This is a genomic window from Bacteroides graminisolvens (assembly GCF_963666085.1).
Taxonomy (GTDB): Bacteria; Bacteroidota; Bacteroidia; order Bacteroidales; family Bacteroidaceae; genus Bacteroides; species Bacteroides graminisolvens.
This window is the reverse complement of record NZ_OY762556.1, coordinates 1,004,683-1,031,119: the sequence shown is the minus strand read 5'-3', so window position 1 is coordinate 1,031,119 and position 26,437 is coordinate 1,004,683. Positions and strand designations below refer to the sequence as shown.

General features: G+C 39.2%; 20 protein-coding genes. 2 read left to right on the top strand and 18 right to left on the bottom strand.

What is annotated here, in order from left to right:
* Positions 1-18 precede the first annotated feature (18 nt).
* From ACKPCE_RS04110 to leuS, 6 genes are all read right to left on the bottom strand, one after another.
* Positions 19-1,116, bottom strand: a complete 1,098-nt coding sequence (locus tag ACKPCE_RS04110) for an acyltransferase family protein (protein ID WP_319504296.1) — start codon at positions 1,114-1,116, stop codon at positions 19-21.
* An 18-nt stretch (positions 1,117-1,134) separates the two neighbouring features.
* Complete coding sequence (locus ACKPCE_RS04105) at positions 1,135-3,300, bottom strand: alpha-N-acetylglucosaminidase (RefSeq protein ID WP_319504295.1); 2,166 nt, start codon at positions 3,298-3,300, stop codon at positions 1,135-1,137.
* Positions 3,301-3,439: 139 nt separating this feature from the next.
* Positions 3,440-4,033: a hypothetical protein gene (locus ACKPCE_RS04100; RefSeq protein ID WP_319504294.1), complete on the bottom strand. Its 594-nt coding sequence runs from the start codon at positions 4,031-4,033 to the stop codon at positions 3,440-3,442.
* A 336-nt stretch (positions 4,034-4,369) separates the two neighbouring features.
* Complete coding sequence (locus ACKPCE_RS04095) at positions 4,370-4,966, bottom strand: non-canonical purine NTP diphosphatase (RefSeq protein WP_319504293.1); 597 nt, start codon at positions 4,964-4,966, stop codon at positions 4,370-4,372.
* Between the two features lie 2 nt (positions 4,967-4,968).
* On the bottom strand, positions 4,969-5,850 hold the full coding sequence (locus ACKPCE_RS04090) for a YitT family protein (RefSeq protein WP_024995494.1): 882 nt from the start codon (positions 5,848-5,850) through the stop codon (positions 4,969-4,971).
* Between the two features lie 23 nt (positions 5,851-5,873).
* Positions 5,874-8,705, bottom strand: a complete 2,832-nt coding sequence (gene leuS / locus ACKPCE_RS04085) for a leucine--tRNA ligase (RefSeq protein ID WP_319504292.1) — start codon at positions 8,703-8,705, stop codon at positions 5,874-5,876.
* A 228-nt stretch (positions 8,706-8,933) separates the two neighbouring features.
* Here leuS and mutS point away from each other — a divergent pair, with 228 nt between their 5' ends.
* Positions 8,934-11,522 carry a DNA mismatch repair protein MutS gene (gene mutS, locus ACKPCE_RS04080; RefSeq protein WP_407654952.1) on the top strand — a complete coding sequence of 863 codons (2,589 nt, stop codon included), beginning with the start codon at positions 8,934-8,936 and terminating at the stop codon, positions 11,520-11,522.
* A gap of 43 nt (positions 11,523-11,565) precedes the next feature.
* Here the strand turns inward: mutS and lgt are convergent, their stop codons facing one another.
* The 6 genes from lgt to polA all read right to left on the bottom strand — a co-directional run bounded on the left by lgt (position 11,566) and on the right by polA (position 19,106).
* Positions 11,566-12,420 carry a prolipoprotein diacylglyceryl transferase gene (lgt, locus tag ACKPCE_RS04075; RefSeq protein ID WP_308764807.1) on the bottom strand — a complete coding sequence of 285 codons (855 nt, stop codon included), beginning with the start codon at positions 12,418-12,420 and terminating at the stop codon, positions 11,566-11,568.
* Positions 12,421-12,422: 2 nt separating this feature from the next.
* Positions 12,423-12,998 carry a sugar O-acetyltransferase gene (locus ACKPCE_RS04070; RefSeq protein ID WP_319504290.1) on the bottom strand — a complete coding sequence of 192 codons (576 nt, stop codon included), beginning with the start codon at positions 12,996-12,998 and terminating at the stop codon, positions 12,423-12,425.
* A 10-nt stretch (positions 12,999-13,008) separates the two neighbouring features.
* Positions 13,009-13,974: a ketopantoate reductase family protein gene (locus ACKPCE_RS04065; protein ID WP_319504289.1), complete on the bottom strand. Its 966-nt coding sequence runs from the start codon at positions 13,972-13,974 to the stop codon at positions 13,009-13,011.
* Between the two features lie 148 nt (positions 13,975-14,122).
* Complete coding sequence (ychF, locus tag ACKPCE_RS04060; RefSeq protein WP_319504288.1) at positions 14,123-15,226, bottom strand: redox-regulated ATPase YchF; 1,104 nt, start codon at positions 15,224-15,226, stop codon at positions 14,123-14,125.
* Positions 15,227-15,535: 309 nt separating this feature from the next.
* A complete protein-coding gene (locus ACKPCE_RS04055; protein ID WP_319504287.1) occupies positions 15,536-15,928 on the bottom strand; it encodes a DUF3836 domain-containing protein in 393 nt (130 codons plus the stop codon).
* Between the two features lie 358 nt (positions 15,929-16,286).
* Entirely contained in the window at positions 16,287-19,106 is a 2,820-nt protein-coding gene (polA, locus tag ACKPCE_RS04050; RefSeq protein WP_319504286.1) for a DNA polymerase I, read from the bottom strand.
* A gap of 85 nt (positions 19,107-19,191) precedes the next feature.
* On the opposite strand from polA, the gene ACKPCE_RS04045 reads away from it, so the two are divergent.
* On the top strand, positions 19,192-20,166 hold the full coding sequence (locus tag ACKPCE_RS04045) for a polyprenyl synthetase family protein (protein WP_308764811.1): 975 nt from the start codon (positions 19,192-19,194) through the stop codon (positions 20,164-20,166).
* Between the two features lie 59 nt (positions 20,167-20,225).
* On the opposite strand, the gene deoC is transcribed toward ACKPCE_RS04045, so the two are convergent.
* From deoC to mnmG, 6 genes are all read right to left on the bottom strand, one after another.
* Positions 20,226-21,116, bottom strand: coding sequence for a deoxyribose-phosphate aldolase (gene deoC / locus ACKPCE_RS04040; RefSeq protein WP_277639824.1), 891 nt, complete (start codon positions 21,114-21,116; stop codon positions 20,226-20,228).
* Positions 21,106-21,447, bottom strand: coding sequence for a nucleotide pyrophosphohydrolase (locus tag ACKPCE_RS04035; protein WP_319504285.1), 342 nt, complete (start codon positions 21,445-21,447; stop codon positions 21,106-21,108). The genes deoC and ACKPCE_RS04035 overlap by 11 nt, the downstream gene beginning before the upstream one ends.
* A complete protein-coding gene (dtd, locus tag ACKPCE_RS04030; RefSeq protein ID WP_319504284.1) occupies positions 21,447-21,899 on the bottom strand; it encodes a D-aminoacyl-tRNA deacylase in 453 nt (150 codons plus the stop codon). Before dtd ends, ACKPCE_RS04035 begins: the two co-directional genes overlap by 1 nt.
* 87 nt (positions 21,900-21,986) lie before the next feature.
* Positions 21,987-23,807, bottom strand: coding sequence for an excinuclease ABC subunit UvrC (gene uvrC, locus ACKPCE_RS04025; RefSeq protein WP_319504283.1), 1,821 nt, complete (start codon positions 23,805-23,807; stop codon positions 21,987-21,989).
* Positions 23,808-23,873: 66 nt separating this feature from the next.
* The gene (locus ACKPCE_RS04020) at positions 23,874-24,398 is read right to left on the bottom strand and encodes an adenine phosphoribosyltransferase (RefSeq protein ID WP_277639827.1); all 525 of its coding nucleotides are present in this window, start codon (positions 24,396-24,398) and stop codon (positions 23,874-23,876) included.
* Positions 24,399-24,453: 55 nt separating this feature from the next.
* Complete coding sequence (mnmG, locus tag ACKPCE_RS04015; RefSeq protein WP_319504282.1) at positions 24,454-26,331, bottom strand: tRNA uridine-5-carboxymethylaminomethyl(34) synthesis enzyme MnmG; 1,878 nt, start codon at positions 26,329-26,331, stop codon at positions 24,454-24,456.
* Positions 26,332-26,437 lie beyond the last annotated feature (106 nt).

Below are 26,437 nucleotides of genomic sequence, written 5' to 3'. Positions count from 1 at the left end.
GGCTGAATGCATCTTCTTTTAAATTTTGATGTATATCTTCTTCTTGTAAAGCGGATAACCTATAGCCCAATTTAGCAATACAAAAACAATGGCATAAACCAGCGAAGCTACATACGCATCGGGAACTACAGAATAGATGCCGGCAAACAACGTTTGGCTGACTCCGAATTCTGCAAAAGCAATATTCATCAGTTCACTGACAACGTATATAAAAAGCGGATTGACTCCAAACGAAACAAAGAAAGGAGTCCAACTTTTATTGCCTTTGTAATCGATAACATAAAGAAACCAAGCCAGCAAGCTGGTGGCTAGTCCGCAAGTAAACAATACGAGCGTGGGCGACCATATACGCTTGTTGATAGGTAGCCCGTACGCAAAAAGTAAACCTACGCCCATCAATACAAAGCCAAAGATGAACAGGTGAAGCATTTTATTTCTCAGTTCAGCATGTTCCATTAGAATTTTACCTCCCCAGAAACCCAGAATGGTGTGTGCTATAGACGGGATAACGCCAAGCAGCCCTTCGGGATCAATGGGGCTCTTGTGATACAGATGTGCCGTTCCAAACACTGCACGATCTACCATACACAAAACGTTTGTTTCATCACATACATATCCGTTGGCCAGTAGCAGCAAAAAGGCATATCCTGCCAATAGTAAACCAGCCAACCACGGAAGCCATCGGTGACTAACCGTTACAGCCAGTAGCGAAACCACGCCGTAACACAATGCAATGCGCTGCAATACTCCCGGTATACGCATGTGGTCGAAAGGCAGAAAGTCGCCTTTACAACAGCCTTCAAACCAATAAATAGCCCACCCGATTAACAAGATAAGGCAGGTGCGTTTCACTATTTTCAGAGCCAATGCATTTGACCACTTAAACTCAAATTTTCGCAGAGATATATAGGTTGACACTCCTACCATAAATAGAAAGAAAGGAAATACCAGATCAGCCAGCGATAAGCCATTCCAGGCAGAATGCCGCAAAGGTTCGTATGAAACCTTTCCTCCTCCGTTATTCACCAGGATCATGCCTGCAACGGTAAGACCGCGCAATACGTCGAGCGAAAGCAAACGTTGTTTGGAGGGTATATTGTTGGGTGTATTTTCCATGCTTCAGCGTTTTATTCTTTAATTGTTTCCACCAAAAGCTTTGGCAAAGACTTCTTTTGCTACAGTGACGCAATCATTTTCAGGAGCAGAAGTATACGGATTAGTCGCTTTTGTCCAAGGCTCTTCCATGGAATAATAATCCAATTCCACCAAGGGTTTTCCATCGAGTACATCACACAAAGTTTTCCAGTAAGCCTCCCAACGCTTGTAATAGAAATCTTTCAGAATGCCATTCCATTCCTTGTGGGCATAGTCGCGCAAGCCACCCTCATTGGCCGAATAACGATTGCCCCAAGTGGTAATTTGTACACGTGCATTCCATTCATAAAGGTTCTTTTCTTCATCATTATTGCCTAGGTTACGCGCTTTCTCAATCCACGTACCTACACGGAACTCGCTGCGTGTGCCCAATAATTTATCTTGCAAGAGCAATAAGTGAAGAAACTCTTCGGAATGCTTCTTGAACGCTTTTTTATCGAAGCTTTTGAAGTCGGCTACGGCGCGGTTATACACGATGCGTCCGCGGTCGGCCAAAGACTGGCGTACCACATCCACCAAATCATATTCAAAATTGTTATTTCCTCTGTACTTATCTGCCACCTGCACCATCAGGCGGGCAGCCTCTTCTGTTGAGGTGGGATCGTAATAATTCTCCATCTTTGACCAGCTCGATACCTGAAAATTATTCAACGACGGACGTCCGCAGAAAATAGATTCATGGGCGCCTTGTTGATTGTTTCCTTGCGGACAATTCAGTATGCCGTTAGCCAATATAGTCCATGCTTCTTCTATGGCATTGTCTTGGGTGCCATATCTGGCTGTGAGATACTCTTTCACCCATTCCTCCTTACTAACCTTTTCAGAGCGCCATGGCAATTCTGTCATCAGTTCAAACATCATCGGATTATTTTCAATGCCTTCCATGGTAAGTCCGATGCCTTTGAGATGCTTCGCCAGCGGGTTATTCCTTGTTTCGTAGAAGTTATGCAGCAACTGATCCAAACGGCCGTGCAGTCCCACATTTCCACCGAAATTCTGGAGCAGGCAGAAGAGCCAGTCGTGTTGCTTGTATCCGCCTTCCCTGTACCACAGAGATGGCTGCATTCCCCACATGGGGCGGCATTCGCTGAATAGATCGAGTACAAGCAAATCTCCGTTCTTCATGTTTTTGATCATATCTTCCCGCGGGTTTTCTGTCCATCCCTGAACCACCCATACAGCTTTCGGATTTACTTTTTTCATGGCATCCATTACCGCTTTTCCGGCAGCATCCAAGTCTACCTTCTCAATGCCTTTGGCTTCGTGGAAAGGATCCATGGAATAGTAATTGGCTTTGCCGAAAAGAGCTTCCTGCTCCTTGTAGTACAAAGCAGCAATTTCTTTGAAGCGACTGTCGGTTGGTTGTAAAAATGCAGGGCGAAGATATCCGTTCCACAATTCGGGTTCAGTTACGTTCAAACCCAGTTTCTCTTTGGCATCATGAGGTACCATTCCCGAGTAACCCGGAAATACCGGCTCAATGCCATATTCCCTCATGCGTTTCAGAATTTTTTTCTGCAATGCAGTTTGCTGCTCATACCATGAATCAGGATTCGGGCCTCCCCAACCTTCCAGGTTATTCATTTCCCACCAGGCCATGAAAGCCGGTCCGGATATGAACTTATTTATTTCTTCTTTGGAGTAGCCCAGCTTTTTGAGCATATTAAACCATACACACTCCTCGCCTACCACAGCCAGCGGCAAATTAATGCCATGCAATGCCATCCAGTCAATCTCTTGTTCCCAACGTTTCCAGTCCCAGAAAGCCATGGAGTAAGAGAATGTACAATAATTGAAGTTATAACGGAGTTTCAGAGTGGTTTGATGACGCTCCTTCTTTGTTACTTGAGGCAAAACATCCGGTAGTTTGGCCGTCATGCCATTCCACGACAAATGCACTCCCGCATAATATTTAAGATACCAGTTTACTCCCGAAGCGGCGCTTGCGTAATTGTTGGCACGAACCACTACCCGATTACCTTTCTGATCGAGTTCGAAATAATCTTCGTTGCCTATACTTTTTATTTCAATGGAAAATTTCTTGGAAGCTCCTTTGTCGATTCGTTCCAACATTCCTGCTACAGGATTAGCAAGTAGCTGACCTGTAAGCCAGCACATCATACATATACTTAGTAACTTCTTCATAGTGTTAACATTTGAGGCCAAATATAAGGCTTTCCTTGTTGACAGGGGGTGAAAAACGAAAAATAAAGGAGGAAAAACGATTACGGGGCGGGTATTAAAGTACCCACCCCGTAAGAATTATAATGTGCGAATCAATTATTTATTGAATAGTAACTCCCGCAGGAAGGCTGAATTTGTCTTGCAGCACGGCCGCATTTTCTTGTATATCTGTGGTTGTTTCTGTGGCAAGTAGCGTGCCACCAGCCGATGTTTCCGACTTCAAAGCAATTCCTTTCCACACCCAGACCTTTAATTGCAAGGTTTGTCCCATTTGTGATATTTCGAGCGTGTAAATTTTACAGGTCTTATCTCCTATCGCCTCTTCTCCGGCCTCTTTTAATTTATATTGATCTCGTATTTCGTCACTAATCTGAAGATAATTAATCGGTTTTGTGGGTAGTTTGACACGGTTAGCCACTTTGGTATCCATATCGACCGTAATAACAGAAGTGCTATCCATGATGGTCATCATAGACTTATCGACACCGGGGCCCATACCGTTTTTAAAAATAATTTCCGTTGCTTCCTTCTTACCGTAATCATCAATGAAAGTAGTCGATTCAAGTACTTGTCCGGAAAAGTCGGTCTTCTTTTTAATGATAGCCGATTTCATTTCATACTTTGCTTCTTGAGCAGAGAGAGCGATTGTGACGAATAGCAATAAGATTGCTGTTGCAGTTTTTCTAGTATTCATAATTTAAAAAGTTTTTTGCAAATATATTTATTTCAATGTAAACAATGCCATGAAAAATAATATTTGTTGAGGGAAAGATGTGATTTAGTTGCTGCACATTGAATCCATACTGCTTAATGAGGCATAACGACGTGGAGGCATTACATTTCTGTTTAAGAAAAAAAGGCGGCTAACCTTGGTTAGCCGATCGGCCAACCAAGGTTGGTAAGTTGAATAACCATGGTTAGCAAGTCGGCTGACCATGGTTGGACGCTAAAAAGCACACTACGTTGTAGCTATAAGAATATACAGCTATAACGTAGAGAGTAAAGGGTAATAAAGTATGTGATTACTATTTTAGACGTTGGTATCGGTTAGGCTAGCCAAGAATTCACAAAGCTTGTCGACCGCCAGAGCACGGTGGCTTATTTTGTTTTTCACTTCGCTGCCCAATTCTGCGAAGGTTTGGTGGTAACCTTCGGGCATAAAGATAGGATCGTAGCCGAAGCCTGCTTCTCCCCTCTTCTCGGTCGTTATTTGGCCGCGGATGATTCCTTCAAAGAGGTATTTCTTACCGTCTAAAATAAGCGATATGGCAGTACGAAATTGTGCACTACGATCTTCCTTGTCTTTCATCAGGCGAAGTACTTTTTCCATATTGGCCTGCGAATTCTTATCTTCTCCTGCGTAACGAGCCGAGTATACACCCGGTTCATTGTTAAGAGCAGCTATTTCAAGTCCGGTATCATCGGCAAAACAATCCATGTGGTAATGGTTGTAAATGTACTCAGACTTTAAATGAGCGTTGCCTTCGAGCGTATCGGCTGTCTCGGGTATATCTGTGTCACACGCTATGTCTTTCAGGCTTAGAAGCTCTATTTTATGACTTAGTATGTGTGATACTTCTTCGAGTTTATGTGCGTTGTTGGTTGCAAAAACCAGTTTTCTCTTCATGTTTACTTTACTTTAATACGATCAAAGCCTTCACCATATACACCAATAACGGAGCTTTGCGAAATAAAGGCATTGGGATCAATGTCTTTCACCAAACGGAATATTTCTATCGACTGACTTTTCTTAGCCAGTACAACGAGTACTTTTACATCATTTTTGCTGTACCATCCGGTACCATTTAAAACGGTTACTCCACGATGCGTATCGGCAATGATGCGATCGGCTATTTGCTGGTATTCTTTCGAAAAGATAAGGAATTGAACCGACTGACGGGCACTATTCACTATCAAATCGAGCACATAGCTGATGACAACCAGTGTTACGAACCCGAATACCACTCTTCGCCAGTCGTTGAATACAAAATAGCAGGATGATATAATAACGATGTCGCAATACAGTATCATGCGGCCAAACGTTACATCACGGTATTTGTTTACCACTGCGGCAATGATGTCGGTGCCACCCGTGCTTCCGTTATTGATAAAGACAATGCCTAGTCCGGCACCGCACATGGTTGCGCCGATAATGCAGGCCATAAAATCTTGTCCCACTCCTATGATTTGTGTATTCCCAATTAATTGTTGGAAAAACCACAGCAAGAAAGTCAGCATAAAGATGGCGTATGTCGTTTTAATGCTGAACTTGGGACCCAGAATCTTAATGGCGGCAGTCATCAGTATAGCATTTATAATGAAATAGCTATACTGAATGGGCACACCGCTGGCATAGTAGATGATGGCCGATACACCGGTTACTCCACCTGTGGTTATTTGATAGGGGAGTAAGAAGGCCGACCACCCGAATGCGTAGCAAATAAGCCCGATGGTAATAAGAAAATAATCTCTTAACTCTATCAGTACGTCTGATTTGGAGAGCTTGATCATTCTATAAATTATTAAAGATGATATTAAACAACAATATTAACTATTTTCTTCGGAACAACAATCACCTTTTTAGGCGTTTTTCCTTCCGTCCACTTCAAAGAGCGTTCATCGGCCAATACAGCTTCCTGAATGGATTCACTGGTAGCGTCAGCAGCAAATTCCATATTGAAACGTGCTTTACCATTGAAAGAAATGGTGTAATTAACGACGTCTTCTTTCAGGTAATCTTCGTTCCATGAAGGCCATTGTGCATCACAAACAGAACTTTGGTTGCCTACGGCTTCCCATAGCTCTTCGCAAACGTGTGGTGCGAAGGGAGCCAGAACAACGAGTAGGGGAGAAAGCACCTCTTTTTTGTTGCATTTTAAAGTATATAGTTCATTGATGCAGATCATGAAAGCACTAACGGAAGTATTATAAGAGAATTGCTCTATATCCGATGTCACTTTCTTGATGAGCTTGTGCAACGATTTAAGTTCTTCTTTGGTTGCTGCTTCCTGGTTCACAATAAATTCACCGTCTCTGTTGTAGAATAATGTCCAGAACTTCTTCAGGAAACGGTAAACACCGTCAATACCGTTTGTATCCCATGGCTTTGACTGTTCAACCGGACCGAGGAACATTTCGTACATACGAAGCGTATCGGCACCGTATTTCTCCACAATCATGTCAGGGTTTACCACGTTGAACATTGATTTACTCATCTTTTCAACCGCCCATCCGCAAACGTATTTGCCGTCTTCAAGAATAAACTCGGCTGTGGCAAATTCCGGACGCCAGGCTTTGAATGCTTCCAGATCAAGTACGTCATTCGACACAATATTCACATCAACGTGAATAGGAGTGGTGTCATACTGGTTCTTCAAATTCAATGAAACAAACGTATTGGTGTCTTTAATGCGATACACAAAGTTGCTGCGGCCTTGTATCATACCTTGGTTAACCAGCTTTTGGAAAGGCTCTTCCTTTACCGTTACGCCCAAGTCGAACAAGAACTTATTCCAGAAACGAGAGTAGATGAGGTGCCCGGTGGCATGTTCCGTTCCGCCCACGTATAAGTCTACATTCTGCCAATAACCATTTACCTGAGGATCGACCAAACAAGAATGGTTGCGCGGATCCATGTAACGCAAATAGTATGCCGATGATCCGGCAAAGCCCGGCATGGTATTTAACTCCAGCGGGAAAATGGTGATGTGATCTATCTTGTCAACTCCGACTACAGTCTGGTTAACCTCATCCCAAGCCCATTGAGTAGCGTTACCCAACGGTGGTTCACCTGTTTCGGTAGGGAGGAACTTAGATACCTCGGGTAATTCCAACGGCAGTTTACTTTCATCGATCATGTAAGGCATGTTGTTCTTGTAGTAAACAGGGAAAGGCTCGCCCCAATAGCGTTGACGAGAGAAGATGGCATCGCGTAAGCGGAAGTTTACCTTGACTCTTCCCAAGCCGGTTGACCGGATATATTCTTTGGTCTTGGCAATAGCCTCTTTCACCGTGAGCCCGTTTAAAACGAGTCCGCCTGCCGCAGCGCCTTCTTTCGGTGAATTGATCATGATTCCTTCCTTGGCATCAAAGCTCTCTTCGCTGATATCACAGCCCTCAATAAGCGGGCGAATTTCTAAATTGAAATGTTTGGCAAAGGCGTAGTCGCGGCTATCATGCGCAGGTACCGCCATGATGGCTCCCGTACCGTAACCGGCCAATACATAATCACTGATCCATACGGGGATGGCTTCGTTTGTTAACGGATTAATGGCATAACTTCCCGAGAAGACACCGCTAACGCTGCGGTCGGCAATGCGCTCGCGTTCCGTACGTTTTTTGGTACGTTCCAAGTATGCATCTACTTCAGCCTTTTGCTCTGGCGTAGTGAGTTGAGCTACTAACTCGCTTTCGGGAGCAAGTACCATGAAGGTGACACCAAACACGGTGTCGGCACGGGTAGTGAATATGGTAAATTCAAGCTCGCTGTCTTTCACCTTGAAGCGCATCTCAGCACCTTCAGAGCGACCTATCCAGTTACGCTGAGTCTCTTTGAGCGAGTCGGTCCAGTCAATGCCGTCCAGTCCGTCGAGTAACCGTTGCGCATAGGCAGATACGCGCAAACACCATTGACGCATAACCTTCTGAATAACAGGGTGTCCGCCACGTTCCGAAACGCCATCAACCACCTCGTCATTGGCCAATACGGTTCCCAATGCCGGGCACCAGTTAACCATGGTATTGCCCAGGTAAGCAATGCGGTAGTTCATGAGTACTTCTTGCTGCTCTTTTTCGCCCATCTGTTTCCATTCATCGGCGGTAAAGTGGAGCTCTTCGCTGCAAGCCACGTTTAAGCCTTGGCTTCCGTTTGCTTCAAAAGCTTTCACCAGTTCCCCTATGGGCATGGCTTTCTTCTCGTCGTTGCAATAGAAACTGTTGAACATACGAATAAAAGCCCATTGCGTCCACTGGTAATATTCAGGGTCACAGGTGCGTATTTCACGGTTCCAATCGAACGAGAATCCTATTTTATCAAGCTGTTCTCTGTATCGGTTGATGTTGTTGACGGTTGTGATAGCCGGATGCTGACCGGTTTGTATGGCGTATTGTTCGGCGGGCAAACCGTAAGCATCGTATCCCATGGGATTGAGAACGTTGAAGCCCTGCAGTCGTTTGTAACGAGCGTAAATATCCGAAGCAATGTACCCCAGCGGGTGTCCCACATGTAATCCTGCACCGGAAGGGTAGGGGAACATGTTCAATACATAAAATTTCTTCTTCGATTCATCTTCTGTTACTTGATAGGTTTTTTGTTCTACCCATCTTTTCTGCCACTTCTTTTCAATCTCCCTGAAATTATAGTCCATAGCTATCTAACTTTATAGTGTGATATTGATTTATATTTTCAATGTTTCTTATTGTAGGTGGCAAATTTACACGTTTATTTTCAGATAACAAGGTTGCTCGCTTATTTAGTTTTTTTTTAAAAGATGATAAGAGGTTGAAAGAATACAAAGATAAATACCTAACTTTGTTAGTGATTACTAATTACGTAAAGGAGGACAATTGTGAATCAAGATATTGAATTGACCCCCATGATGAAACAGTTTCTGGATTTAAAAGCCAAACATCCGGATGCTGTGATGTTATTCAGGTGCGGTGACTTTTATGAAACTTATTCGACAGATGCGGTTATTGCATCTGATATTCTGGGCATTACCCTGACAAAACGTGCCAACGGAAAAGGCAAAACCATTGAAATGGCAGGCTTCCCCCATCATGCGCTGGATACTTATTTGCCTAAGTTGATCAGGGCAGGGAAGAGGGTGGCAATTTGCGATCAGCTGGAAGATCCTAAGACGACCAAGAAGTTGGTGAAAAGAGGTATCACAGAGCTGGTGACTCCCGGTGTTTCCATCAATGATAACATACTGAATTACAAAGAGAATAACTTCTTGGCGGCTGTGCATTTCGGAAAACCTTCTTGCGGAGTGGCTTTCTTGGATATATCGACCGGCGAATTTCTGACGGCAGAAGGTCCGTTTGATTACATTGATAAATTATTGAATAACTTCGGACCCAAGGAAATTCTATTTGAACGAGGCAAACGACCGATGTTTGAAGGTAATTTCGGTAGCCGGTTTTTTACGTTTGAGCTAGACGACTGGGTGTTTACAGATACTGCCGCGCGTGAAAAGCTTTTAAAGCATTTCGAAACCAAGAATCTGAAAGGTTTTGGTGTGGAACATCTCAAGAACGGCATTATAGCCGCAGGTGCTATTTTGCAGTATCTGGAGATGACGCAGCATACGCAAATAGGGCACATCACTTCGCTTGCCAGAATTGAAGAAGATAAATATGTTCGCTTGGATAAGTTCACGGTGCGTAGCCTGGAGCTTATTTCAAGTATGAACGACGGCGGAAGCAGTTTGCTTCATGTGATTGATAAAACAATCAGTCCCATGGGAGCGCGCTTGCTGAAACGGTGGTTGGTTTTTCCTTTAAAAGACGAGAAGCCCATAAACGACCGTCTGAATGTGGTTGAATATTTCTTCCGGCAGCCGGAATTCAAAGAATTGGTTGAGGAGCAGCTTCACTTGGTGGGCGATTTGGAACGTATTATTTCTAAAGTGGCCGTGGGGCGTGTTTCTCCTCGTGAAGTAGTGCAGTTAAAAATTGCTCTTCAGGCCATTGAACCCATTAAAAAGGCTTGTCTGGAAGCCGACAATGCCAGCTTGAACAGCATTGGCGAGCAACTGAATTTGTGTTTGTCTATTCGTAGCAGAATTGATAAGGAAATAAATAATGATCCTCCTTTGTTAATCAATAAAGGTGGTGTGGTGAAAGAAGGTGTTGACCCTCAACTGGATGAGCTGCGTAAAATAGCTTATTCGGGCAAGGATTACCTGCTGCAAATTCAGCAGCGTGAGAGTGAGCTGACGGGCATACCTAGCTTGAAGATAGCCTTTAATAGTGTATTTGGTTACTACATTGAGGTACGTAACATTCACAAAGATAAGGTGCCACAGGAGTGGATCAGAAAGCAAACCTTGGTTAATGCTGAACGCTACATCACGCAAGAGTTGAAAGAGTACGAAGAGAAGATATTGGGTGCCGAAGACAAGATTCTTGTATTGGAAACTAAGTTGTACAATGAACTGGTTTTGGCTTTGGCGGAGTTTATTCCGGCTATACAAATCAATGCCAATCAGATTGCGCGGCTGGATTGTTTGCTCTCATTTGCTAATGTGGCGAAGATGAATAACTATATTCGTCCGGTGATTGAAGACAATGATGTGCTTGACATACACCAAGGAAGGCATCCCGTTATTGAAAAGCAGCTTCCTCTGGGTGAGAAATACATAGCCAATGATGTGATGCTTGATTCGCAATCGCAGCAGATCATTATTATCACCGGTCCTAACATGGCTGGTAAATCGGCCTTACTGAGGCAGACGGCGCTGATTACGTTGTTGGCTCAGATAGGTTCTTTTGTTCCGGCGGAAAGTGCTCACATTGGTCTGGTTGATAAAATATTCACGCGTGTGGGGGCTAGCGATAATATCTCGGTGGGAGAGTCTACGTTCATGGTTGAAATGAATGAAGCGGCCGATATATTGAATAATGTGTCGTCACGCAGTTTGGTTTTATTTGATGAGTTGGGTAGGGGAACTTCTACCTACGACGGTATTTCCATTGCCTGGGCTATTGTGGAGTATATTCATGAACACCCTAAGGCTAAGGCTCGCACGCTTTTTGCCACCCATTATCACGAATTGAATGAGATGGAAAAATCATTCAAACGAATTAAGAATTACAATGTTTCCGTGAAGGAAGTTGATAACAGAGTGATTTTTCTGCGCAAGCTGGAGCGGGGTGGGAGTGAGCACTCTTTTGGTATCCACGTGGCCAAAATGGCCGGAATGCCCAAGAGTATTGTGAAGCGGGCCGATGATATTTTGCATCAGCTGGAGAGCGATAACCGTAAACAGGGTATTTCGGGCAAGCCGTTGGCTGAGGTCAGTGAGAAAAGGGAAGGGGTGCAGCTTAATTTCTTCCAGCTTGATGATCCGGTGCTGTGTCAGATACGAGATGAAATACTGAATATCGACGTCAACAACCTCACTCCACTTGAGGCGTTGAATAAGTTGAGTGACATTAAAAAAATCGTAAGAGGTAAGTGATTTACCTCTTACGATTTGAATATTATAAGCAGAAAGAAGAGCTTTATTTCTTTAAAGTATAGCTTTTACCTATCTGATCCAGCTTCTTTCCGTTGAAGATAACGGCAAGTCCTATGATGACAAATGGTATGCTTAACCATTGTCCCATATTCAATGACATACCGTCTTCAAAGCTCACCTGATTCTCTTTCAGGAATTCAATAAAGAAGCGGAAAGTGAATATCAACGTCAGGCAGAGACCGAAGAAGAAGCCTCGGTGAAGCGTTTTGCTATATTTCTTATACAGATAAATGTGTATAAGGAAGAATATAAAATAAGCTATGGCTTCGTACAGCTGAGCCGGATGTCGGGGCTGCATGTCTTCACGTTCAAATACAAATGCCCAAGGCACATCAGTCACTTTACCTATGATTTCGGAATTCATCAGGTTGGCCAAACGGATAAAGCAGGCTGTGATGGGGGTTGCTACAGCTATCATGTCGACTACGTCAATGTAATTGAGCTTTGTTTTGCGGACATAGAGCCACAGGGCGATCATAAGTCCTAAGGTTCCTCCGTGGCTTGCCAAACCTTCGTAACCTGTAAATTTCCATCCGCCGCCCGGAAGCATTTTGATGGGAAGCAACATCTCAACCGGACGAGTGAGGTAGTACTCCGGCTGGTAGAACAAGCAATGCCCCAGTCGTGCTCCTAGCACAATACCAAAAAAACAGTAAAAGAAAAGAGGCTCAAATTTGTCTTCACCAATTTTCTTATCACGGTACTGATAATGTACCACAAGGTATGCAAATAAAATGCCTACTGCCCAAAGCAATCCGTAATATCTTATGGATATGCCCAATAAATTAAATAGCTCTGGATTGGGGTTCCAGTGAATGGTTGCGAGAAGATGATTCATAATTATTTCTCTTTCTGTTGATTTAGTTTTCTGATAACTCGAGCCGGATTTCCTACAGCAAGGCAATCGGCCGGGATATCTTTGGTAACTACCGAACCGGCTCCAATAACTGTTCGGTCGCCTATGGTTACTCCCGGACAGATCGTTGCATGACCGCCTATCCAGCATCGTTCGCCGATGGTGACTGGTTTGCAGTCTTCCCATTTGTCTCTTTCATCAGCATCAAGCGGATGTTGAGCGGTGTATATATGTACGCCCGGTGCAATCATGGTATGAGCACCGATGGTTACTTTGGCTCCATCGAGGATAACAGCTCCGAAATTAATGAAAACGTTATCTCCAGCATAGATGTGGTCGCCGTAGTCACAATGGAAAGGAGGTTCTACATGGAAGTTTTTTGCAGCGTTTGGACAGAGTTCACGAATAACATCTTGAAATTTATCTGTATAATACTCTGTTACGTTAAGCTTGTGTAATATTCGTTTGGTACGGATGCGAATGGCAACCATCTCATCGGAATGAGCGTTGTATGGCTTTCCGGCAAACATCCTTTCTTTCTCTGTTTCTACTTTATTCATCTGCATTGAATTATTTAAATTTGGCAGCGACGGTTTGGTATGTTTGCATATCGATGCCCTTTTCTTCTCCTAATTGAATTACATCGAAAAGCAATCCCTGGACTTCGGAGTTGTGTCCTTTTTCCAAATCTTTTTGCAAAGATGCGGTACTTTCTGGTGCTAGTTTATCAAGCACTTTGAGGTTATATTGCACTAAATCTTCTTTAAATATGATGCCGAGTTTCTTACCGAGTTCGGCCGTTTCTTGCGATAAACCTATAAATGTATTTCTGATTGGACCGGCTTTTTGTACTTCACCCATTGGGACATTGTAGTAGGCTCCTGTACACGCCATTGCAGAGATGAATGACCATTTTATGAAGGTATCCCGATTGATGTCATCAGATAGATCGGCTTTGATGCCGCTTTCCAATAAATCGGTTTGTACGTTTGCCAAAAGTTCTTGTGAAACCTCCGTACCCTGATGAGTCCCGAATACCAAACGGAAGATTTTACCCATTTGGGTTATTTCGCCTAAGTCGGAAACAAACCCTACGATGTAAATGCATCCGTCAAGTACGGTTACGTCAGGAATCATTTTTTGTAATTTTGGACCTGTCCCGTACACGTTCAAAATGGGAATAACGATGGTGTTTTTGTGTGCGGCTTTCTTTATTAATTCAGTAATAGAATCAATGGAGTACCCTTTTACGCACACAAAAATGACATCGGCTTTCCCTGAATAATCTTCTGCATTACAAGCATGGATGGGGATATTATGTTGCCCTTTCAAGGTTGACTTTAATTTTAACCCTTCATTGATTATGGCATTTAGATGTTCCCCTCTGGCAATACAAGTAACTTTCTTGTCGGCTAGCCATAGAAAAGCTGCTATATTTCCACCTACACCTCCTGTACCTACTACGAGATATTCTAATCCTTGTTTTTGTGTGCTTCCACATTCTGAACAAGGTTTATTATTATTCGCCTTTTCCATTTTTCCTTTTTTATTTTGTCGTTACTATCATTCGCTTGCATTTTATTGCAAGTGTTACAAATCTATGGATTATTAATCTGCATAACAAATAGTAAAGGATAAAATTGAATGAAAATTATCGGCAGGAGATGTTTCTTAGCATTGCATTTTATACATTGAAACGGAAATGCATTATATCACCGTCTTCAGCAATGTACTCTTTTCCTTCAACATTTAGTTTCCCGGCATCGCGTACTGCGGCTTCTGAACCGTATTTAATAAAATCAGCATATTTTATAACCTCGGCACGGATGAAGCCTTTCTCAAAATCAGTGTGAATAACACCGGCACATTGAGGCGCTTTACTTCCTTTCAGGTAAGTCCAGGCGCGTACTTCTTGTACACCTGCTGTGAAATAAGTTTCCAGATTAAGCAATTGGTAGGCCGATTTTATAAGACGGGCCACACCCGATTCTGTTAAGCCTATCTCATTCAAAAACATCTGACGTTCTTCGTAGGTTTCAAATTCTGCTATTTCCGATTCAATTTTAGCTGCTACAATAAGTATATCTGCACTCTCATCTTTAACAGCTTCGCGAACCATTTCTACATATTTATTGCCCTTTACTGCACTCTTCTCGTCAACATTACATACATAAAGAACGGGTTTGCTGGTAAGCAGGAATAATTCTTTGGCTATCTTCTGCTCATCTTTGGTCTCAAACTGAACTGAACGCGCAGATTTGCCTTGCTCCAATGCATCTTTATATTTAAGCAATATGTCGTATGTCATTTTAGCCAGTTTGTCGCCCCCTGTCTGGGCTTGCTTCTGTACCTTTTGTATCCTGCTCTCAATTGTCTCTAAATCCTTTAATTGCAATTCGTAATCAATTATCTCTTTGTCTCTTACAGGATTTACACTACCGTCAACATGGGTAACGTTTTCATCATCAAAGCAACGAAGAACATGAAGAATTGCATCTGTTTCACGAATATTTGCCAAGAACTTATTTCCAAGACCTTCACCTTTGCTTGCTCCTTTTACCAGGCCGGCTATATCAACAATCTCAACGGTAGTAGGCACTATTCGCTGCGGATTAACCAATTCTGAGAGCTTGTTTAAACGTTCATCAGGAACTGTAATTACTCCTACATTAGGTTCAATAGTGCAAAAAGGAAAGTTTGCTGCCTGCGCTTTGGCATTCGACAAACAATTGAAAAGTGTTGACTTACCTACATTAGGAAGCCCAACTATACCACATTGTAAAGCCATTATTCTATTATTATTCTTTTGTATTAAGCAATTAATTGGGCAAAAGTACTAATTATTCACTGCATTACAAAGAATGTGGATAACTTCATTGTTGATTGTTCCACGTGAGACAGCAAAAAGATAGAAAATAGTATTCTCTTTCTTTCAGAAAAGAATACGGGTTTATATAAAATAAGGCTATCTTTTTAAAAGACAGCCTTATGCTAAAGTTTTCTGCAATAGGATAGGGGAGCAGTCGCTGCTCCCCCAGAGCTATGATTGAGATTTGTTTGTTAGATATTAGAGAGAATTTATTTGTAGGTAATGTTGTTACATGACAGGTGCATCAACTGTTACAGTCATTTCGGGAACTAAAACATATTGTGCTTTTTTGCCATTCCATTTATAATATTCAGTGGTGACTGTTTTGCCTTCGTATGTATAGCGAATGCACATATCATTATCCCATCTGTTTTTTATGCTATTCCATTTCACAGTTTCGCTTTCAACCATTCTTTTCTGGTCGTCGTACTTGTAATTGTACTTAAGGTAGTTCGATAAACTGCCTCCTTCTTGCTTATACACGGTTTGTGCTACCATCATACCGTCTTTTTGCTCATAATTATATACTAAATTGTTGTCACTCTTAGCATTTATGTTCATTGTTCCAATAAATGCAAATACAAACAATGCAATGGTTTTAAAAAATAATTTTGTTTTCATGATGTTCTTGCTGTTAAGGTTGATAATATCATATTTCTATTATTTATATTGAAATACACTGCAAATATAGAGATATATCTGACATTATTCCTTTTTCAAATATAAAAAATATCTATATGATAATTGAACCTTTTTTGCCCCTTATTCAAATTGATAATATTAATGCATTTTATATTCAAATTTGGAGTTTATTGGACTTTAAAACAACACTTATTAATTTGTTTCTTTTCTTTTGTATCAAATTGAATTATAGTTAAATATAGTTATATGAATGTGGGGAATAAAAAAGAATGAGCCAAAGCATATATTATATATGCATTGGCTCATTCTTGATCAGGTAAAGTTCAGTTTGTAGTACTTAGTGTGCTTCTAACCAATTGTTCCCCCAGCCACAGTCAGCTTTAAGGGGAACATGCATCTTATAAGCATTTTCCATCTCCTCAATTACTATTTGCTGAACAATTTCTTTTTCCTCCCTAGGTACGCTGAAATTTAATTCATCGTGTACTTGAAGAATCATTTTAGCACTGATTTTTTCTTTTTCAAATCGGTTGTAAATCCGTGCCATGGCTACTTTTATTATATCGGCAGCACTACCTTGTATGGGTGCGTTAATGGCATTCCTTTCTGCGTATCCTCTTACCACAGCATTTCTGGAATTAATATCTGGTAGAAATCTTTTTCGATTAAAAATCGTTTCTACATAGCCTTTTTCTCTAGCAGATTCTATGCTCTTTTCCATATATATTTTCACCTGTGGATATGTTTCAAAATACCCATCAATAAGTTCTTTTGCCTCTTTACGGTCTATACTCAATCTTTCTGCTAGCCCAAATACAGATATCCCATATATAATTCCAAAATTAGCGGTTTTTGCTTTTCTGCGCATGTTGCTGTCAACTTCGTTAATATCTACTTTATAAATTTTGGCAGCAGTTGCAGCATGAATGTCATGTCCGCTTAAGAAAGCATCAATCATATTTTTGTCTTCGCTCAAATGAGCCATTATTCTTAACTCGATTTGCGAGTAGTCTGCCGAGAAGAAAAGGCAACCATCATCAGGGATAAATGCTTTTCTAATCTCTTTGCCATTTTCATCCCGTATGGGGATGTTTTGCAAATTGGGATTGCTGGAACTCAATCTTCCTGTGGCAGTTATAGTTTGATTAAAGGACGTATGAACCTTTCCGGTTTGCGGATTTATTAATAATGGCAATGCATCTATATAAGTATTGAGCAGTTTCTTCAAGCCTCTGTACTCTAATATTTTCTCGACAATCTGATGTTTATGACGCAGACTCTCCAAAACATCTTCAGAGGTCACATATTGCCCAGTCTTGGTTTTCTTAGCTTTCTGTATGATTTTTAGTTTATCAAATAAAATCTCTCCCACTTGTTTAGGGGATGCAATATTAAATTCTATTCCTTCAGCTAATTCATATATTTCCTTTTCAATAGCTATTAATTGTTCGGTAAATTGCAATGACGATTGTTTTAAGGCATTTGTATCAAGGCGCACTCCATTACTCTCAATCTCAACTAATACAGGAATAAGAGGCATTTCTATTTCATAAAAAAGTTTTTCAGCGTCATTCTCTTTCAATTTTTTCTCGAGAATGTTTTTGAGTTTTAGAGTTATATCTGCATCCTCGCACGCATAAAGATACACGTCTTCGGGGGGTAGCTCTCTCATACTTTTCTGGCTTTTTCCTTTTGGGCCAATCAGCTCATCTATATGAATGGTTTGATAGTTTAAATAGATCTCGGCTAAATAATCCATGCCATGTCTTAGTTCGGGCTGTAGTACATAGTGTGCCACCATTGTATCGAATATCTTTCCTTTGACATTGATTCCGTATTTTTTTAGTATGAGCATGTCATACTTGATATTTTGCCCGATCTTGATGATTTCTTCGCTTTCAAATATATATTTGAACTCATTTAGTATTTTTAACGCTTCGATTTTTTCTGCCGGTACGGGAACATAATAGGCTTCATTCTCTTTGATTGAAAAGCTCATTCCTACTATTTCTGCCTCTATTGGATCAGTACCTGTTGTCTCCGTATCTATTGAGATTGCTTCTGATGTAATTAATTTTTGAATTAATGCACCTCTTTTGTCTTGATTATCAGTTAGTTGGTAACACTGAATTGAAATATCTAAACGCGTTAGATTCGTTTTAAATTCTGTGCCTGATGTTGTGGTCGTAAATTCTGCAAAGAGATCGCCTTGGATTGGACTTCTCTTTTCTTCAAAGGGTAAGTTTAAAGCTTCCTTCTTGCTATCATTTTTTGTTTTATCGCTTTTGAAGATTCTTTCAATCAGTGTCCTGAATTCCATCTCTTCAAAAATAGTTCGTAATTTATTCTCGTCCGGTTCTTGTCTTTTTAAAGAATCCATATCGAGTTCAATGGGAACATCTGTTTTTATGGTTGCTAAAAACTTAGAAAAGACGATTAGTTCTTTATTGGCTTCAATCTTAGTTTTGACTGCTCCTTTTAATTTTTCAGTATTTTCCAAAAGGTTTTCTATACTACCAAATTCTGAAATAAGTTTTTGGGCAGTTTTCTCTCCTACACCCGGACAGCCGGGAATGTTATCCGAAGCGTCTCCCATTAAGCCTAATATGTCAATAACTTGAGTTGGCGATTCAATATTGAATTTTGCTTTGACAGCTTCAATACCCATTATCTCAAACTCCTTATCTCCGTATTTAGGTTTGTAAATGAACACATTATCATTTACTAATTGCCCATAATCTTTATCAGGAGTCATCATATAGGTTTCAATACTCTTTAGAGATGCTTTTGTTGCTAATGTTCCAATAACATCATCTGCCTCATATCCCGCGACTTCTAAAATCGGAATATTGTAGGCGCAAATAATTTCCTTTATTATGGGTATTGATAAACGTATGGCTTCAGGGGTTTCTTCTCTTTGTGCTTTATACTTTTCATATATTTCATGTCTGAATGTTGGTCCGGCCGGATCAAATGCTATACCGATGTGTGTTGGTGCTTGATTTTTGAGGACTTCCTCCAATGTATTTACAAAGCCTAATATTGCAGATGTATTAAATCCTTTTGAGTTAATTCTGGGATTCTTAATGAATGCATAGTATGCTCTGTATATGAGTGCGTATGCGTCAAGAAGGATCAATTTATTATTTGGTTCCATTTTTATTATTTTTTTAATGGTAAAAATACAAAAAAATACGGTATTAATCGTTTTATTATTACTTTTGTAGACAAATCATGTTCATATGGATGTTTTATCTCTTATAAAGTCTCCCATAATTGATGAACTGGAAGATTTCAAAAATCTTTTTGATCACTCCCTTTCCAGCTCTAATCCTTTACTTACCGATGTAATTGGGCATTTACAGCAAAGGAATGGCAAGATGATGCGTCCGATTCTTGTCTTGTTAATAGCTAAATTATACGGCAAAGTAAGCACGCAAACGCTACATGCTGCTGTTTCTCTCGAATTACTACATACTGCTAGTTTAGTTCACGATGATGTAGTCGATGAGAGTGCCGAACGGCGTGGGCAACTTTCTGTCAATGCTATTTTTAATAATAAGGTTGCAGTGCTTACAGGAGATTTTTTATTGGCAACTTGCTTGGTACAGGCTTCTAAAACTAAAAATCATGGTATAATTGATGTTGTATCTAAGTTAGGGCAGGATTTAGCTGAAGGTGAACTGCTTCAATTATCTAATATTAATAATACTGAATTTTCTGAGTCTGTATATTTTGATGTTATTAATAAAAAAACAGCGGCATTGTTTGCTTCCTGCACTAAAGCTGCTGCTTTGTCGGCTCAAGTAGATAATGAAAAGGTAGAACTTGCAAGACTTTTTGGTGAATATATCGGCATTTGTTTTCAGATAAAAGATGATATATTTGACTATTTTGATAATGCAGATATAGGGAAACCAACAGGCAATGATATGTTTGAAGGCAAATTAACTCTTCCTGTTCTTTTTGTTCTAAATAATGGAGCCGGAGAGGAGATTAAGCGGCTTGCAATTAAAGTAAAACAAAGGTTGGCTTCGCATCAGGAGATATCAGACCTTGTTTCATTTACTAAAGATAACGGTGGTATTCTTTATGCCCAGAAAGAAATGACTAAATATAAACAAAAAGCATTAGGCTTATTGTCATTAATGCCTGACTCTGAAGTAAAAGAGTCCTTGAGGTTATATTTAGATTATGTTGTTGATAGGCATAAATAATATCGTGCTAATGGCGTTGTTTTCCAAAGAGCACGATATTAAATTGTAGTATAACATATCTAGAAGAACTTAACTTCTTCTCCTCTTATTTCTGATAATAATAGGTTGGCTAGTCTACTTGTCCCAATACGGAATAATTTGTTAGTTAACCATTCTTCTCCTAATATTTCTTTTACAATCGTATAGTATATAAGTGCGTCATTTACAGTGTTGATTCCGCCTGCTGGCTTGAATCCAATTTTATTACCTGTTATATCATAGTATTCTTTTATTGCTTGACACATTACCAATGCTGCTTCAGGAGTAGCTGCGGGTTGCTGTTTCCCTGTTGATGTTTTAATAAAATCAGCTCCTGAATACATGGATAGGATGGAGGCTTTCTTTATGTTTGAAGAAGTCTGTAAAGCACCTGTTTCTAGTATTACTTTCAAGTGTTTGTCCTTGCATGTATTTTTGAGTTCTTCTATCTCATCACACATTTCTTCATAATTTTCATTCAAGAACTGACCAACTGAAATGACAATGTCAATCTCATCAGCTCCTTCCATAATAGCCATAGCAGTTTCAGCAATCTTAACTTCTATAAAAGTTTGTGATGAAGGAAATCCACCTGATACACAGGCTATATTTACACTTTCTACTTCTAAAGTATCTTTAACTACTTGTGCGAAGTTTGGATATACACAAATAGCAGCAACATTTTTCAAATCTGCAAATTCAGAGTCGAATCTATTTACTTTTTCAGTGAATTTCATCACACTTTCATCGTTATCGGTACTATTTAAAGTCGTTAAATCGATGAAATTAAAAAGAGCCTTTTTAACGTCTGTTGTGTCATTTTCTACTAACTTTGTTTTTATTAGTAAATCAACTTCTTTCTTTATTTCAGCGTCATCAAGATTGATATTGTACTTCTCTAATGCCGATTTGTATTTACTACTATTGCTCATCTTTATTACTATTTAATTTGTGGTTATTAATATGTCTTTTATTGTCTCTTTGGGTCTTCTTTACTAGATTGTCCTTAAAAGATTTCGTTAAATCAACCCCTGTTTGATTTGCTATACAAAGTAACACCCATAATATATCAGTCAATTCGTCAGCAATATTATCTTTCTCGCCCTCCTTGAAAGATTGGTCACCATATTTTCTAGCCATTACACGTGCTAACTCACCTACCTCCTCAGTTAGTATGGTCATATTTGTTAGTTCGCTAAAATAACGAACTCCATATGCGTTAATCCACTGGTCTACTTCTTTTTGAGCTTCTTCTATTGTCATTATTCTTTGTTTTTCGTATCCATATATATAGTAACAGGTCCGTCATTTATTAGTTGCACTTTCATATCTGCTCCAAATTCACCTGTGGCTACTGATTTACCTAATAATTGACTTAACTTCTCGCAGAAACAATGATAGAGTGGTATAGCGACTTCATGTTTGGCCGCTTTGATATAAGATGGCCTATTTCCTTTTTTTGTTGATGCATGCAAAGTAAATTGACTTACAACCATTATATTTCCTTCAATATCTAGGACTGACTTGTTCATAATTCCTTTTTCATCATCAAATATGCGCAAATTTAGTATTTTATTACATAGCCATTCTACATCTTGCTTGTCATCAAGATTTTCAATCCCTACTAATATAAGCAAACCTTTTTCTATAATTGATTTATAGTTGCCATTTGCAGTTACTGAAGCACTCAAGACGCGTTGTATTATTACCCTCATTTTAATATTATATTAACTCAAAAGACAAATTTACGAAATAATATAGATTGAATTTGCTAAAGTTTATAATTATTTATTCGCTAGAGTTTATTGATTAAAGTAGTTGAATACTATTTCAGCTTTTGCTTTACCTATAATGGGTATTAATTCTTCTAGTGTTGAATCTTTTATTCGTTTAACACTTTTTAAATTCACAAGTAAAAGTTGTTTTGTTTTCTGTCCTATTCCCTTTATATCGTCAAGGGTAGATGCCAACTGTCTTTTACTACGTTTTTGACGATGAAAAGTAATCGCAAACCTATGTACTTCATCTTGAATTTGTTCAAATAATTTAAATAATGGAGTGCCTTGTTTTAATCCTATAGTTTGCGCTGGAAATCCATATAAAAATTCTGATGTTCTGTGTTTTTTATCTTTTGCTAATCCTGCAATAGGTATCATAATATTTATTTCTTCTAGAGCCTTCCTCACAGCCTCCATTTGTCCTTTCCCTCCATCAGTGATTATGAGGTCAGGTAGTGAAGCGTTTTCTTCTCTGAGGCGTTCGTATCTTCTTTTCACAACCTCTTTCATTGATGCATAATCATCTGCTCCCTCAACTGTTTTAATTATATATTTTCTATATTCCTTTTTTGATGGCTTAATTCTCTTAAATACAACACATGCCGCAACTGCGTCTGAACCTTGGATGTTTGAGTTGTCAAAGCACTCGATATGAAGAGGAGGCCTGTCTAATTTAAGTAATAACTGAATTTCTTTCATAAGTTTCAAGCTTCTTTGTTCTGGATTTAATTTTTCAGCCTGCTTCATCCTATCTACTTTGTATTGTTTTACGTTTAAAATTGATAAGTCCAATAGTTTTTTCTTATCTCCACGTTGCGGTATGGTGAAAAGTACATTATTTAAATTCATGTCAATCTTGAATGGTATTATTATTTCCGGAGACAAACTTTTGTATCTTTCTCTCATTTCTACAATTCCAAGCTCTAAAAGTTCTTCTTTTGTTTCTCCTAACCTTTTCTTGTATTCAAAAGTAAATGCCTGATTTATAGCACCGTTTGTAATGTGTAGATAATTCATGAATGCAGCTCGCTCTCCATCTTCTTCAATAGAAAATACATCAACATTGTGTAATGTTGAGCTTACAACTTCTGATTTGGATCGGTAATTCTCAATTAAATCATATTTCCTTTTGAGAATTTGAGCTTCTTCAAATTTAAGTTCAGTTGCTAGCTCATTCATTTTCTGAAAGATTGCTTTGCTGATCTCACTTGTATTTCCTTTTAGTATTTCTTTTATTTCTGCTATGTTTCTCATATATTCATCATGCGTTTGTAGTTCAATACAAGGTCCTGCACAATTTTTTATATGGTATTCCAAACAAACATTATATTTTCCTGCTTTAATGTTTTCAGGGCTAAGATTAAGGCTACATGTTCGAATAGGATATAGGTGTTTTATCAGGTCAAGCAATGCGTACATTGATGGTAAATGGCTATACGGACCATAATATGAGGAGCCATTTCGAATTATTTTTCTAGTTTTAAATACCCTAGGAAAATATTCGTTTTGAACACAGATGGAGGGGTATGTCTTGTCGTCTTTTAATAGAACGTTATACCGGGGTTTGTATTTCTTGATTAGATTATTTTCAAGGAGTAAAGCATCTTCTTCTGAATTAACCACAATATATCTTATATCGACAATTTTGCTGACAAGCACTCTTGTTTTTCCTGGTTCATGGTTTTTATTGAAATAAGAATAAACTCTCTTCTTTAAGTTTTTTGCTTTGCCAACATATATAATTGTTCCTTCAGAGTTTAGATATTGATAGATACCGGGCTTCTCTGGTAAATTCAAAACAATACCTCTGAGGTATTCATTTGCGTTCAAATCAGAATTATCCATATATCTTTAATTAATTTAGAAGTCCCCAAAAAATCTGCTCTTTGAACAAGCAAAGAGCAGATAGCCTTAAAGACTCAGTACTGATTGTATTTCAATGTTCGGATCGAATATGTCTTTCCCATTTAAATCTTTTAGCTCAATTATGAAATTAACATAGATTGCTTTTGGGTGAAGCCTCTTCACTAAATCGCATGCGGCTTTCATGGTTCCACCAGTAGCCAAAAGATCATCATGAAGGAGGATTATATCGTTGGCATCTAGTGCATCTTTGTGGATTTGAACTGTGTCCGTACCATATTCTTTGTCGTAAGTCTCCTCAATTGTCTCGGCGGGTAATTTTCCTGGCTTTCTTATTGGTATAAATCCTGCATTCAAACGAGTTGCTAATATTGGCCCCATAATAAAACCTCTCGATTCTATTCCTACTACTTTTGTTATTCCTTTATCTTTGTACATTTCATACATGATATCTGAAAGAATTTGTAAGCACTCAGGGTCCTTAAATAGAGTGGTCACATCTTTGAATTGAATCCCTGGAATTGGGAAGTCTGGTACATTTCTAATGTTGCTGATTAGCTTTTCTCTCCTCATAATCAATCTTTTATCTTTTTTATTTAAATGTTTTGTTTCACGTGAAACGGAGTGTCTAACGCCCTGATAGAACCAGAAGAACGTTGATATCGCTTGGTGAAACACCTGGTATTCTACTTGCTTGGGCAATTGTCTCTGGATCAATCTTAATCAACTTCTGTCTTGCTTCTGTTGAAAGTGACTGAATATCGGTATAATTAAATTTACCTTTGATTTTAATACTTTCAAGCCTAGAAAGTTTGGCTGCTATCATTCTTTCTCTTGCAATATATCCTTCATATTTTATTTGGATTTCTGCAGCCTCAATAATTTCTTCTTTTCTTGAATCTTTTATTTCATCCAATACTCTCTTGAATGAAGGAATATGCAATGTTATGTTCTCAATTGTTATTTGAGGTCTGTTGATTAAATCAATTAATTTGCAACCATGTTTAAGAGGTGCGGTGTTATAGGACTCAAGCGTTTCATTAATTAATGATGGCTTGATTGAATAAGTTCGGGTGAAATTAATGATTTCATTAACGATATTCTTTTTATTTCTATATAACTCATAGCGATCGGCTTTCACTAAACCTAACTTCCAACCTTTTTCAGTTAGTCGCATATCCGCGTCATCCATTCTGAGTAATATTCTATATTCTGCTCTAGATGTGAACATACGATAGGGTTCATCAACTCCCTTCGTTACTAAATCATCGATTAAAACGCCAATATATGCTTCATCTCTAGCAAGAGTAAATGGCTCTCCGCCATGACAATTAATGTGCGCATTGATTCCAGCTATTAGGCCTTGCCCTCCTGCTTCTTCATATCCGGTAGTACCGTTTACTTGTCCTGCAAAAAATAGATTTTTAATTATTTTCGACTCTAGAGAATGTTTTAATTGTGTTGGGTCAAAATAATCATACTCAATGGCATATCCGGGACGATATATCTCTATATTACTAAAAGCCGGAATTTTTCTTAGTGCTTGTATCTGAATGTCCATAGGTAAAGAAGATGAAAATCCATTTAAATATAGCTCTTGAGTCGTTTCTCCTTCAGGCTCTAAGAATAATTGATGCTGGTTTTTATCGGGGAATGTTACTATTTTAGTTTCAATACTAGGACAATAGCGAGGTCCAATACTTTGGATCTGACCATTATATAATGGCGATTCATTTAGACCTTCTCTCAAAACACGATGTACCTCTTCGTTTGTATAGCATGTCCAGCATTGAAGCTGTTTCAAATGTCTAAGGCTGGTATTCATAAATGAAAATTTATGATGATCATTTTCTCCATCTTGTGTTGCCATAAGTTGAAAATTAACGCTTCTACCGTCAATTCTCACCGGAGTCCCTGTTTTCATTCTACCGGATCGTATGCCGAATTTAGTAATTGATTCGGTTAATTGTAGTGAAGGTGGTTCAGCCATTCTTCCTCCTGCTAGTTGTGTTTTTCCTACATGCATCATTCCGTTAAGAAATGTACCGGCAGTTATAACAACACACTTCGCATGAAAGGTAACATCCCAAAATGTTTTTAATCCTGTAATTTCTCCGTTTTCAACGATTATTTCTTTGACAGTATCTTGCCAAATACTTAGATTCGGAATGTTTTCTAAAATTTCTCTCCACGTCCAAATAAACTTATTTCGGTCACACTGTGCTCTAGGACTCCACATGGCTGGTCCTTTAGAACGATTTAGAATTCGAAACTGAATTGCAGTTTTATCTGTAACAAGCCCCATGTATCCTCCTAGAGCGTCTATCTCTCGAACTATTTGACCTTTGGCGATACCTCCAACGGCCGGATTGCAACTCATTTGAGCTACTTTATTCATATCCATTGTGATCAGACAGGTTTTTGAACCCATGTTTGCAGCGGCAGCAGCAGCTTCACAGCCAGCATGGCCTGCGCCAATCACTATTACGTCATATTTAAATTCCATCAATTTAAAATTTATTTATAGGTGCAAATTTACATGTTTATTTTAGTATAACTATAACGAAAAGTAAAAACGAAACAATTCTCTAAATCTAATTGTTTGTTTTTCA

Coding starts and splice junctions, on each gene's coding strand:
- ACKPCE_RS04045 (WP_308764811.1), top strand. CDS start 19,192: ATGGATGTTTTATCTCTTATAAAGTCTCCCATAATTGATGAACTGGAA.
- uvrC (WP_319504283.1), bottom strand. CDS start 23,807: ATGGATAATTCTGATTTGAACGCAAATGAATACCTCAGAGGTATTGTT.
- ACKPCE_RS04035 (WP_319504285.1), bottom strand. CDS start 21,447: ATGACAATAGAAGAAGCTCAAAAAGAAGTAGACCAGTGGATTAACGCA.
- ACKPCE_RS04100 (WP_319504294.1), bottom strand. CDS start 4,033: ATGAATACTAGAAAAACTGCAACAGCAATCTTATTGCTATTCGTCACA.
- ACKPCE_RS04055 (WP_319504287.1), bottom strand. CDS start 15,928: ATGAAAACAAAATTATTTTTTAAAACCATTGCATTGTTTGTATTTGCA.
- deoC (WP_277639824.1), bottom strand. CDS start 21,116: ATGAGCAATAGTAGTAAATACAAATCGGCATTAGAGAAGTACAATATC.
- lgt (WP_308764807.1), bottom strand. CDS start 12,420: ATGAATCATCTTCTCGCAACCATTCACTGGAACCCCAATCCAGAGCTA.
- ychF (WP_319504288.1), bottom strand. CDS start 15,226: ATGGCTTTACAATGTGGTATAGTTGGGCTTCCTAATGTAGGTAAGTCA.
- dtd (WP_319504284.1), bottom strand. CDS start 21,899: ATGAGGGTAATAATACAACGCGTCTTGAGTGCTTCAGTAACTGCAAAT.
- ACKPCE_RS04065 (WP_319504289.1), bottom strand. CDS start 13,974: ATGGAAAAGGCGAATAATAATAAACCTTGTTCAGAATGTGGAAGCACA.
- polA (WP_319504286.1), bottom strand. CDS start 19,106: ATGGAACCAAATAATAAATTGATCCTTCTTGACGCATACGCACTCATA.
- ACKPCE_RS04095 (WP_319504293.1), bottom strand. CDS start 4,966: ATGAAGAGAAAACTGGTTTTTGCAACCAACAACGCACATAAACTCGAA.
- ACKPCE_RS04070 (WP_319504290.1), bottom strand. CDS start 12,998: ATGAATAAAGTAGAAACAGAGAAAGAAAGGATGTTTGCCGGAAAGCCA.
- mnmG (WP_319504282.1), bottom strand. CDS start 26,331: ATGGAATTTAAATATGACGTAATAGTGATTGGCGCAGGCCATGCTGGC.
- ACKPCE_RS04110 (WP_319504296.1), bottom strand. CDS start 1,116: ATGGAAAATACACCCAACAATATACCCTCCAAACAACGTTTGCTTTCG.
- mutS (WP_407654952.1), top strand. CDS start 8,934: ATGATGAAACAGTTTCTGGATTTAAAAGCCAAACATCCGGATGCTGTG.
- ACKPCE_RS04105 (WP_319504295.1), bottom strand. CDS start 3,300: ATGAAGAAGTTACTAAGTATATGTATGATGTGCTGGCTTACAGGTCAG.
- leuS (WP_319504292.1), bottom strand. CDS start 8,705: ATGGACTATAATTTCAGGGAGATTGAAAAGAAGTGGCAGAAAAGATGG.
- ACKPCE_RS04020 (WP_277639827.1), bottom strand. CDS start 24,398: ATGAGGAGAGAAAAGCTAATCAGCAACATTAGAAATGTACCAGACTTC.
- ACKPCE_RS04090 (WP_024995494.1), bottom strand. CDS start 5,850: ATGATCAAGCTCTCCAAATCAGACGTACTGATAGAGTTAAGAGATTAT.